Here is a 12,066-nt window from a genome sequence, read left to right on the forward strand (position 1 = left end):
TTATAAATAAAATTTTAAGGCATTTAACCCCATTATTTTTTGTTGCTCATCATCGCTCAATGTTGCAATATGGTCGGTCACTAATTGCTTTACTTGGCCATAATTACCCGCTACAAGGCACACTGGCCAATCAGACCCAAATAGGCATCTATCCGCCCCAAAACTTTCCAATATTAAATCCATATACCTACTAATTTGGGAAGCCGACCAATGGTGGTAATCTGCCTCTGTAATCATTCCAGACAATTTACAGTATACATTTTCATGTGCCGCTATGGCTTTCATCATTGTAGCCCAACCTTCAAAATAGCCATCCTTTATGTAAGGTTTTGCCATGTGGTCTATAACAAATAATTGATTGGGAAAGGTTTTTACAAATTCTAAAACGGCTCCTAACTGATGTGGAAAAACCAAAATATCATAAGTAAAATCTCGCTCTTGCAGTTGGGCAATACCATCTAAAAAGGCTGGTCTCAAGAGAAAATTATGGTCCGGTTCTCCCTGTACCACATGTCTAAACCCCTTAACAATATTAGTTTCTTTGTAGCGGTCTAAATCCATCCCAACCTTAGGGTTACGTAAATCTACCCAACCAACTATGCCTTTTATTAGGGCATGTTGCTCTGCTAAGTGAACTAAGAAATCCGTTTCTGCTAAAGTTTGGTCTGCCTGTACTGCAATACAACCGTCTATACCATGGGTATTGTAGACCTGTTCTAAATCCGCAGGTAAAAAGTCTTTACGGATAACCGCCATGGTATCATCTATCCATGCATGTTTAGTAGCATTGTAGTGCCAAAAATGTTGATGCGCATCTATTACCATGGTTTATTGTTCTATGGTTACTTGTACTATGTTTGCCATTGTTTCTGGAGAAGTACTGGGGGTTTCAACAACCAACCCTTCATCAGTAAGTTCCCAATTCACCTTAGCATCGCTTCCTAAAATTTGGACCTTTGTGATACTTACTTCGTCTTTAATTTGTTCTTTGGCAAAAGCTTCTAATGTTAGTTTTGAATTGGGTTCCAAAGCACCCAGTACAATGGCGTTGATATGGTAGTCTTTAGTGGTGTATCTAATGTCTTTATTGCTATATTTAAGCTTCATAAAGGCGTGATGATTCTTAAAATGACCTTCTGGTTCTTTGGTAGGCCCCTCACCAAAGGTGTACCAAGCCTCTGTACCATAAATAGCATCCCCGTAGGTTTGTAGCCAAGCACCCATTTTTAAAAGTGCTTCTTTTTGGTTTTGAGGAATGGTTCCATCTGCCTTTGGCGATACATTTAATAGTAGTACCCCATTTTTACTGGTAATATCTATAAGCATATGCAGCACATCTTCTGCCGCCTTAACACCTAGATTTTCTGTGTAGCCCCAACTTCCATTACTTATGGTAGCATCTGTCATCCATGTTTTGGTACCAATCTCGTTTTTACGAGCTTGCTCCAAGTCTTCCACACTCATATTTAATGGCATATCGTGCTGTTTGCGCACAATCACTACTTCTTGATTATTTTCTTTTGCTTTATTTAAGTAATAAGCAGCAAACTCTTTACGGTAAGCCTCCGGTATATCTCCTAAAACGTAATCAAACCATATAATATCTGGCCTATAATTATCTATAACTTCTTTTAACTTACCCGTCCAAATGTCTTTATACCATTGTTCTGGTTCCATATTGCCATATAGTAATTGCAGTTCTGGGTCATCAGAAGATGGGGGCATATTTTCAAAATAGGGAAAGTGACTTTTTTCGTCTTCTACTCCCAATGTAGTGCTGCGCTGCAAGTTTTTAGCATGATGAAAGGCAGTAATTAATTTCATGCCTTCTGCTCGGATGGCCTTTTCTAATAAACCAGTAATATCTTTTTTAGGCTCCTTATCCATTACATTCCAAGGCGTAATTTCACTATCCCACATAGCAAAACCATCATGGTGTTCCGCAACTGGGCCCGCAAATTTGGCACCTGCCGCTTTAAACAGTTGAGCCCATTCCTCGGCGTTAAAGTGCTCTGCCGTAAATAAAGGGGCAAAATCATGATAGCCAAACTCAGCAGGATCACCATATTTTTCTACGTGGTGTTGGTAAATATTGTGGTCTTTAAAATGCATCCATCTTGGGTACCATTCGTTACCATAAGCAGGTACGGAATACAAACCCCAGTGAAAATAGATACCCAATTTGGCATCTTTAAACCATTCTGGGGCTTCTTGATGGCTACCTAAAGAAGCCCACTCCTCTGCATATGCTTCTACTTTTTTTTCTCCTGATGATTCTTTTGGCGGTTCCTTTGCTTCTTTACAAGCCATGGAGAATACTAATAAGGTACCAAAAAGTGCAGTTGATGTTTTCATAACTATCAGGATTTTACGGGTTGGTTATCAGTAGATAATTCCTCTAAAACAGAAGCAAGTTGGTTTTGAGAAATAGCCTTTACATAGCTGCTAGTAAGTGCTGTAAGTTGCGGAATGGCGTCTAAATTTTGACCCCAAATTGCAGTTTCTTGTAACAGATTTTTTGTAAGTAAGGTAAAATCTTGATGTTCCTTAAAGGCAGCCCATTCTTGGATGAAAAAATCAAGGGTTGTCTTGGTGTCGTTTAGGGGGATATTTTCATTATTTAAGTCTATCCCTTTGTACAAGCGTAGCAGTGCAGCTAGTGCCAATACGATGCGTTTGGGCAGATACCCCGTATTCATTTGATAATCTAAAAGAGTGGGTAATAAACGCGTTCCAAATTTAGAAGTACTGTTTAATGCAATGCTTATAAGTTGATGTTGCAAAGCCGGATTCTTAAACCTGTCCAATACATCCGCAATAAAATTTGATACATAGTTTTCTGGTAATTCTAGGGTAGGAGCTACCTCTTTTTGTAGCAAATTAGATACAAACGTGGCCAATGTCTGGTCTTGCATCACTTCTTTAACCAGGCGATGCCCCAAAAGATATCCAATGGGTACCAAGCTGGTATGAGCTCCATTCAGTACACGTACTTTTAGATTCCTATAAGGACCTAAATTTGGTACTAAAGCAATATTTAAGTCGGTTTTATCAAACGGAAATTCTTTTGATAGTAAGTCTGGTCCTTGTATAAGCCAGCTAAGGTATAATTCTCCATGAACGGCCAATTGGTCTTTATAGCCGAGCTCTTTTTCAATTGCTTCAATTTTATTTTTAGGATAGCCAGAAACTATGCGGTCTACTAAGGTGTTGTAAAAGTGGCATGCATTATTAATCCAATGACTAAAGCCAGCTTTTAAATTCCAATGCGCTGCATATTGCAAAATGGTTTTCCGGAGTGTTATTCCGTTATCTTCAACCAGTTCACACGGTAGAAATATACAACCCTTGTCTTGAGCACCATTAAAATGTTGGTAACGCTTCCACAACCAAAGGGTTAGTTTTGCAGGAAACTCCTTTGGCGGTTGCGCATCTAATTGGTCCTTTACATTAAATTTTATACCTGCTTCTGTAGTGTTAGATATTACAAAGCGCATATCTGGCTCTTTTGCCAACTGCAGGTATGTTTCCCATTCTTTATAGGGATTTACTATAGTTTGAACACAATCTACGATAGATAGCTCTTGTATAAATTCACCATTCTGTATACCTTCTAATTCTACAGAAAACAATCCATCTTGATTTTTAAGTGCTTTGTAGTCGCCTCTTTCTGTGGGTTTTACAATAGCTACGCCTGCATTAAAATCTGTTTGTTGGTTTATTTTTTGAATGCTATGGTTAACAAAAGCACGTAAAAAATTACCCCCACCAAATTGTAGTATTTTTAGGGGTTTTATGCTACTATTTTGTACTGCTGTTCTGTTTAGATATTCCATAGTTTACTTATAAAGAAATGCCCCTTTTCCAAGGGATAAAATCATCTTGTCCTAAGCGTACGGCATTCGGGATTTTTTCTCCGCTAGCCACAGCTATTATATATGCTAGTAGTTCTTCTCCCTTTTCTTGTATGGAAGCTGTACCCTCTACAACAGCTCCAGTATTAAAGTCTATAATGTCTGCCATACGTTGACTTAAACTAGAGTTGCTTGCAATTTTTATGGTAGGTGCTATTGGGTTACCCGTAGGCGTTCCCAAACCTGTAGTAAAACAGATAATGGTACAACCAGACCCGGCCAATCCTGTAGTACTTTCTACATCGTTGCCAGGTGTGCATAGCAGGTTTAAACCTTTTTTTGTAATAGGTTGGGTATAGTCTAAGACAGCCATGATTTTGGAGGAACCTCCTTTTTTTGCTGCTCCGGCAGATTTCATAGCATCAGTAATTAAACCATCTTTAATATTACCAGGAGAGGGGTTATTCTCAAAACCTGAGCCAACGGCTTCTGCATGTTTAGCGTAGGTACGCATTAAATGTGCAAATTTTTCAGCATCTTCCTGTTGGTCACAACGGTGAATTAATTCTTGTTCCACCCCGTTTAATTCTGGAAATTCTGCTAAGACCGTTTTAGCGCCAAGGGTAACTAACATATCTGACACATGCCCTAAAGTTGGGTTAGCAGAAATTCCTGAAAATCCATCAGAACCACCACATTCTAAACCGAGCGTTAGATGCTCTAATTTAGCAGGTTTTCGCGTTGTTTTGTTCGCCTCTATTAATCCTAAGAAAGTTTGCTTTACGGCATTTTCTATAAATTGCTTTTCGCTACCTCCTTTTTGCTGTTCTAAGAAAAATATGGGTTTTTTAAAATTTTTGTCACGTGCGGCAATGGCTTTTTCTAGAATTGGTATTTGTGCGTTTTGGCATCCTAAACTGAGTACCGTAGCACCTGCAACATTTGGGTTGGTAATATACCCAGCAAGTAACTCGCACAATGTATCACTATCTTGTCTTATGCCACCACAGCCACCATCATGGGTTAAAAATTTAATACCATCTACATTAGGAAAAACACGTTCTTCTTTTTCTGGAGTTTTTGGTTTTAAAATCGAGGCTTCTTCCAGTTCTTGTTTTGATGCTTGTTTTTTATACAAATTCACCAAGATGTCTGTAGCAATAATGTCTGTTGCAGACGAGCGGTAACCTAAGGGTTGTAAAAGGGCTTTTTTCAGCACTTCTACGTTTCGGTTTTCACAAAAAACTAGCGGTATAATTAACCAATAGTTTGCAGTACCAACCTTGCCATCTGCTCTATGATATCCGTTAAAAGTTGCATTTTTAAATTTAGAGATATCTGGTGGTGTAAATGTCCATGGTTCTCTAGAAACGCCATAAGCACTAGAAGCATGTACCACGTTTTCTACGGTAATAGCAGCACCTTGTGCAATATTTTGGGTTGCTTTACCTACTATGGTACCATACATATAAACAATTGCTCCTTTAGTAATGGTTTGCAAAGCAAATTTGTGCTTAGCTTTTACAGTATGTGGCAGAAAAAATGATGTAGCCCCAAAAATTATGGTTTGGCCAGCATTTAAGTCTTGCAATGCTACTAAAACATTGTCTTTGGGATGTATTTGTAGAAATTGCTGTTGCATTTTAAGCTCTTATAGATTTAATTACAGCTAGTGTAGTAGCAACCCTTTTTTCTAAGCCAATAAAATCTTGATTTGCTAATACCTCTTTAGAAATCAATTGGGAACCCATACCCACACAAGTAACACCGGCTTGGAACCACCCCTTGAGATTAGCTTCTTCTGTACTAACACCTCCTGTTGGCATTATACTTGTCCAAGGTTGTGGACCTTTGATGGCTTTTACAAAGCCTGGGCCGTAGGTAGAACCCGGAAATAACTTTATAATTTCTACACCTAATTCTTCTGCACGATTGATTTCTGTAAGACTACCACAGCCTGGTGCATACATTACTTTTTTTCTATTACAAGTAATTGCAATATCTTCTCTTAAAGATGGTGTTACTATAAAATTGGCCCCCATTTGCATAAACAGGCTAGCGGCAGCACTATCAGTAATAGATCCAACGCCTAAAATCATACCATCTAACTCATTCAAAGCGTATTTGTTTAGTTCCGCAAACACTTCGTAAGCATAATCGCCACGAGCGGTAAATTCTAACAAGCGTGCTCCCCCATCATAACAAGCTTTTAAAACTTTTTTACCTAATACAACATCAGGATGGTAAAATAAGGGTACCATACCAGTTTCTTGCATTACTTGTGCTACGTGTATTCTTGAATATTTAGCCATAAGCCCGTCCTAAATCCTACCCAAAGGGAAGGACTTCCATTTTTACTGTTAAAACTTAATCTTTTATATTGCTCCGTTAAAAGGAAAAGGTAGCTTATCTAGCCACCCTACCAGAAGCATCACCACCCATTAACTTTTCTACTTCTGCTATTGTAGCCAGATTTGCATCCCCTTTAATAGTATGTTTTAAACAAGAAGCTGCTACAGCAAAGTCTAATGCTTTTTGGTCGTCATTAGGCCATGTCATCAAACCATAGATTAATCCGCCCATAAATGAATCACCACCACCTACACGGTCAACAATGTGGGTAATTTGGTATTCTCTAGATTTAAATAATTGCGAGCCATCATACAAAACACCTGCCCATGTATTATGGCTAGCAGATAAAGAGCCCCTCAGGGTAGTAATTACTTTTTTGGCGTTCGGGAATTTGCTCGTCATTTGTTTACATACAGACAAGAAAGCTTCTGCCTTTACATGTTCTCCTTGCGTAGTGATGTCTAATCCTTCTGGTTTAATACCAAAATGTTTCTCAGCATCCTCCTCATTTCCTAAAACGATATCACAATAAGAGGTAAGCTCAGACATAATTTCCTCGCGCTTAGCATCATCACAATACTTCCATAATTTTGCACGGTAATTAAGGTCTGTAGAAATGGTAACCCCCATTTTACGTGCTACTTTTACAGCTTCTATACAGGCATCTGCAGCACCCTGAGAAATAGCAGGGGTAATCCCCGTCCAATGAAACCAGGTTGCATCTTTAAAAACGTTTTCCCAATCTACCATTCCAGGTTGTATTTCTGCCATAGCAGAATGTGCACGGTCATACACTACTTTACTACCTCTAGAAACCGCGCCGGTTTCTAAAAAGTAGATACCCAAGCGGTCACCGCCATAGACAATATTGCTAGTGCCTACATTACGTTTACGCATTTCCATTAAAGCGCACTCGCCAATATCATTTTTTGGTAAACGCGTAACAAAATCTACATCTAGACCATAATTTGCCAGAGAAACAGCAACATTAGATTCGCCTCCGCCATACACAACATCAAACTGGTTGGCTTGTGAAAAGCGTAAAAAACCTGCCGGTGCTAGGCGCAACATAATTTCTCCAAAAGTGACTATTTTTTTCATTAGTTATATGCGGTTATATTTTATAATTCTACCATGGCTTTAATTACACCTGTTTCTGGCTGTAGCCAAGAATCAAAGTGTGTAATCATATCTTCAAAACCAACTGTGTGTGTAACAAAAGAGTCTGTTGGGAATTCTGGTAACGCATTAATCACTACCTCAAAATCTTCTAGCGTAGCATTTCTACTACACATAATAGTAGACTCTTTAGCATGTATTGCGGGGTGACTAAAAATTAATTCACCTTTAGATAAACCTACTAATACATAGCGACCCCCATGAGCCATATAATCTGGACCACTTTCTAGAGCAAATTTGTTTCCCGTAGCATCAAATACTGCAGTAGCAAAATCTCCTTTGGTTATTTCTTTTACTTGGTTTGCAGCATCTTTATTAGCTACAACCGTATGGTCAACACCAATCTTAGATTTTGCATAAGACAGACGTTCTTTATTTACATCTATAGCAATCACTTTAGCACCTTGTAATTGTGCTAACTTCATAATGCCAATACCTATGGGGCCACAACCAATTACTGCTATAGTCTCTCCTGCTTTTACATTTGCTCTTCTAAGGGCGTGCGCACCAATGGCTAAGGGTTCTACAATGGCCATTTCTTCAAAGCTTAAATTGTTGGCAGGTAGTAATAAATCTATAGGAACGGTAATTTGTTCTTGCATGCCCCCGTCTGTATGTACACCCAGCACTTTTATATTTGTACAACAATTGGTTTTACCTTGTCTACAAGCCACACAGGTACCGCAGCTTACATAAGGCATAATCACCACCTTGTCTCCTGCGTTAAGATTTTTAGTATTGGATTCTACAGCTACAATCTCCGCAGCCAACTCGTGCCCTAAAATTCTTGGGTAACTAAAAAAGGCTTGGTTGCCTGCGTACGCATGTAGGTCTGTACCGCAAATGCCTACGCGTTTTATTTGTAAAAGGGCTTCTCCCGGTTTGGCTTTAGGCGCATCTTTTTCTTTAAGCTTAAAATCACCAGGGGTTTCACATACTATATATTTCATGTTTACTTTGGTTGTGGTTGCAATTAAAGCGCATCCTGTTGAGGATGCGCTGTACTAAAAAAAACTAACTCAAAAACTAACTTCTTACTCTACATTTACCGTAATGTTATCTGCCATGGTTATTTCTAAACAATGGGCAAAATCACTTTTCTTTTTACCTAAATCAGCAAGGCTTAATCCAGTACTATTTTGGTCAAAATCTAAGGAGGTATCGCTACCCAAAAGGCGTATGTTTTTTATTTGCAAACCTTTGGTGTACGCATTGCCTAAGGCAAGAGATTTTATAACTACGGACCTATTTTCTGGCCATTCTAATAGTATGGCGTATAGTTTGTTGCCTTTTTTGGTGAATCTTATATCTTGAGAAGTGAATCCTTTATTATTTCCTTCAGAATGATGTCCTTTTTGTACTTCCGTAGGGCCTTCACCAAACGTATTCCAATATTCTGTTCCGTAAATAGCATCACCATTTACTTTTAACCAATCTCCAATCTGTAATAGTATTTTTTGCTGGTCTTTAGGGATGCTACCATCTGCCTTTGGACCTACATTTAAAAGAAGATTTCCATTTTTAGAGACGATGTCTACAAGGTCATCTACCAGTTCATTAGCTGTTTTAGATTCCCAGTTGGTAACATGGCACCATGAATTTTTACCAATAGAAGTATCGGTTTGCCAGGGTAATTTTCTAATACCAGGTAGCTTGCCACGTTCCAAATCATAAATAACGGTACCTTCTGGGAAAGCTTCGTGGTCAAAGTTTTTATCGTTAATTACTACTTCTTTACCCCATTCTATACCCTTGTTATAGTAATATGCCGCAATCTTTGGTCTATATTCCGCATAATCTGGAATGTCTAAGTAAAAATCAAACCAAAGAATATCTGGTTGGTAATTATCTATTAAATCTACAGTACGGTTCCACCATTTCTTTTTAAAGGTCTCAGAAACAGGTTCGGTAACGTCTTGCCCTTTTTCTGAATATAAGTCTGAATAGGCAGGGTCTGTAGTATCAAAATGGTTCTTTTTATTGTAAAAAGACCAGTTAAAAGCGTAATGAGAGGAGGCTCCCATAATCAGACCTTGCGCTCTACCTTCCTTAAATAATTCGCCCAAAATATCTTTTTTAGGCCCCATTTCAACGGAGTTCCAGCGGGTAGTGTTGCTCTTGTACATAGCAAAACCATCATGATGGTCTGCTACTGGAATAACATATTTAGCACCAGATTTTTTAAAGAGGTCAATCCACTTTTTAGCCTCAAATTTTTCGCCTTTGAACATGGGGATAAAATCTTTATAGCCAAATTCTTTTTGGTCACCATAGTGTTTTTTATGATGCGTATAGGTAGCACTTGGGCCTTTGGTCTGTAAATTTAATTGCGCTGTAAAAGTTGCGGTATCCATATACATTTGCCTAGGATACCATTCAGAACCATAGGCGGGCACGGCATAAGCACCCCAATGAATGAAAATGCCAAACTTTTGGTCGTTGAACCATTCTGGGTCCTTGTAATTGGCCTTAATGGATTCCCAGTTAGGTTCAAATTTGCGAGAGGTATTAAGTTGACCTGGACTAGTTTGCTCTTGTGCATTACCTAAAAAGGTTAAGGAGCAAACAAGAAAGGCCGGAATTATTTTTTTTATAAATATCATTATTTGTATTTGATGTGAGATAGTGTACTTGTTAAGTATTGCTAAATTCTACTTTTTGATTCTGGCCTTCAATAACAGATGTCTTTATGATTGCAACAAATGGGTAATGCCCGTTTTGTTACTGTTTAGGATGGTAATTTCTTGACGCTGTTTTAAGGGTAAAATGGTGGTATGGAGGTTATATTCATGCAGCAAAAAAGGAATCTTTTAGCGCTTTTTAAGCCTTGTTCAGTTTTTGTTGAGTTTGTAAAGAAGTGAAATGAGCTATTTAAATGGACACCTGAATAGGTTTAATTAAGTTTAAAGTTTAATCCATTTTAGAAGGCTGTATACTTTAGAGAAATGCTGCTGTATAATTAATGTGTCGGAATAACAAACTAACCATTTGTTGCTTATAAAAACCGATACATATAAAGAAAGCAACTAAAATTTTACCACCTTAACCCCAGTTAGAATACAAACCCAAAAAGCATATAGAACTAAGCCATGAAGCGACAGATTTTAACCGGTACACTTGTACTAGCAATGGTACTTGGAATGTCTTGCAAGTCCAACACTAAAGAGGAAAAAGTTACAGCAAAAGAACCCCAGAAACCAAATGTTATAGTCATTTATATGGATGATTTGGGATATGGAGATGTGGGGGCATATGGCGCTACAGCGTTAAAAACACCAAACATGGATAAGTTGGCCAATGGCGGTATCAAATTTACATCTGGTTACGCAAGTTCAGCAACCTGTACACCCAGCAGGTATGCTTTACTTACGGGGGAATATCCTTGGAGAAAAGATGCTCAAATATTACCAGGTACAGCACCACTTATAATAGATACCGAGCAGCCGACATTACCTAAATTGATGAAATCTCAAGGATACCATACTGGTATTGTAGGTAAATGGCATTTAGGTTTAGGGGCTGGTAATGTGGATTGGAATAAAGAGATTACTCCGGGGCCAAATCAATTAGGTTTTGATTATTCTTATATTCTAGCTGCTACCCAAGACCGGGTGCCAACGGTATACATAGATAATGGTAAGGTGGCCAATTTAGATCCTAATGACCCGATTGAGGTAAGCTATGATTCTAATTTTGAAGGGCAGCCTACAGGTAAAGATAATCCAGAACTCACAACGATGAAATGGCACCATGGACACAATAATAGTATTGTCAATGGTATTCCACGCATAGGTTATATGAAAGGCGGTGAAGCAGCCAAATGGAAAGATGTAGAAATGGCCGACCATTTTTTAGCTAAAGCCAAAACATATGTAAATCAGCATAAAGGCGAGCCTTTCTTTTTATACTATGCACTACAGCAACCACACGTGCCAAGAACACCGCATCCTAGATTTGTTGGTACATCTGGTATGGGACCACGTGGAGATGTTATAGTAGAAGCAGATTGGATGTTGGGCGAGTTTTTAAAAGAATTGGAGAAAAACAAATTGTTAGAAAACACTTTAATCATTTTCAGTAGTGATAATGGGCCCGTTTTAAACGATGGTTATTATGATGATGCTGTAGAAAAATTAGGTGCACATACTCCAAGAGGAGGGCTTAGAGGCGGAAAGTATAGTTTGTTTGAAGCGGGTACCCGCGTACCCTTCATGGTCTATTGGAAAGGAAAAATAACTCCTAAAACATCCGCTGCCCTAGTATGCCAAATGGATTTATATGCTTCTTTAGCTTCCTTTTTAGGGGTAGATGCAAGTAATGTTCCAGATAGTGAAAATGTGATGGATGCCTTATTAGGTAAAACAGATAAAGGTAGAGAACAACTGGTGATAGAGGCAACAGGTAGAACGGCATTACGCAAAGGTAATTGGGCTATGATACCACCATACGACGGAAATCCATTAAATACACAGGTAAACATAGAATTAGGTAATGCTAAGGAATACCAACTGTATAATTTAGAAAACGATATTGCTCAACAACATAACGTGGCTAAAGAACACCCAGAAAAACTAAAGGAATTAATCGCCGCGTATGAAAAAGTAAGGGGTAAAACCAGTGGGTCGGTTCCAGAATTAGAGTTGAAGTAAGCATAGCTATAAGTTACATTAAGTATTTCTAT

General features: G+C 38.5%; 9 protein-coding genes. 1 reads left to right on the plus strand and 8 read right to left on the minus strand.

The window, feature by feature from the left end:
• The 8 genes from HCO57_RS01150 to HCO57_RS01185 all read right to left on the minus strand — a co-directional run bounded on the left by HCO57_RS01150 (position 1) and on the right by HCO57_RS01185 (position 9,988).
• Positions 1-825 (minus strand): amidohydrolase family protein, encoded by an 825-nt coding sequence (locus HCO57_RS01150; RefSeq protein WP_167987463.1) that lies wholly within the window; start codon positions 823-825, stop codon positions 1-3.
• Positions 826-828: 3 nt separating this feature from the next.
• Positions 829-2,355, minus strand: a complete 1,527-nt coding sequence (locus HCO57_RS01155) for an alpha-L-fucosidase (RefSeq protein ID WP_167987464.1) — start codon at positions 2,353-2,355, stop codon at positions 829-831.
• Between the two features lie 5 nt (positions 2,356-2,360).
• Complete coding sequence (locus HCO57_RS01160) at positions 2,361-3,836, minus strand: tagaturonate reductase (protein ID WP_167987465.1); 1,476 nt, start codon at positions 3,834-3,836, stop codon at positions 2,361-2,363.
• Between the two features lie 7 nt (positions 3,837-3,843).
• On the minus strand, positions 3,844-5,496 hold the full coding sequence (locus HCO57_RS01165; protein WP_167987466.1) for a UxaA family hydrolase: 1,653 nt from the start codon (positions 5,494-5,496) through the stop codon (positions 3,844-3,846).
• 1 nt (position 5,497) lies between these two features.
• Positions 5,498-6,166, minus strand: a complete 669-nt coding sequence (locus HCO57_RS01170; RefSeq protein ID WP_167987467.1) for a bifunctional 4-hydroxy-2-oxoglutarate aldolase/2-dehydro-3-deoxy-phosphogluconate aldolase — start codon at positions 6,164-6,166, stop codon at positions 5,498-5,500.
• Positions 6,167-6,260: 94 nt separating this feature from the next.
• Entirely contained in the window at positions 6,261-7,307 is a 1,047-nt protein-coding gene (locus HCO57_RS01175; RefSeq protein ID WP_167987468.1) for a sugar kinase, read from the minus strand.
• A gap of 20 nt (positions 7,308-7,327) precedes the next feature.
• The gene (locus HCO57_RS01180) at positions 7,328-8,335 is read right to left on the minus strand and encodes a zinc-binding alcohol dehydrogenase family protein (protein WP_167987469.1); all 1,008 of its coding nucleotides are present in this window, start codon (positions 8,333-8,335) and stop codon (positions 7,328-7,330) included.
• An 84-nt stretch (positions 8,336-8,419) separates the two neighbouring features.
• Complete coding sequence (locus HCO57_RS01185) at positions 8,420-9,988, minus strand: alpha-L-fucosidase (protein ID WP_167987470.1); 1,569 nt, start codon at positions 9,986-9,988, stop codon at positions 8,420-8,422.
• A 486-nt stretch (positions 9,989-10,474) separates the two neighbouring features.
• On the opposite strand from HCO57_RS01185, the gene HCO57_RS01190 reads away from it, so the two are divergent.
• Positions 10,475-12,034, plus strand: a complete 1,560-nt coding sequence (locus HCO57_RS01190; protein ID WP_167987471.1) for a sulfatase family protein — start codon at positions 10,475-10,477, stop codon at positions 12,032-12,034.
• The last annotated feature ends 32 nt before the right edge of the window (positions 12,035-12,066 follow it).

The sequence above is a fragment of the Croceivirga sp. JEA036 genome, from assembly GCF_011882165.1.
GTDB lineage: Bacteria > Bacteroidota > Bacteroidia > Flavobacteriales > Flavobacteriaceae > Croceivirga.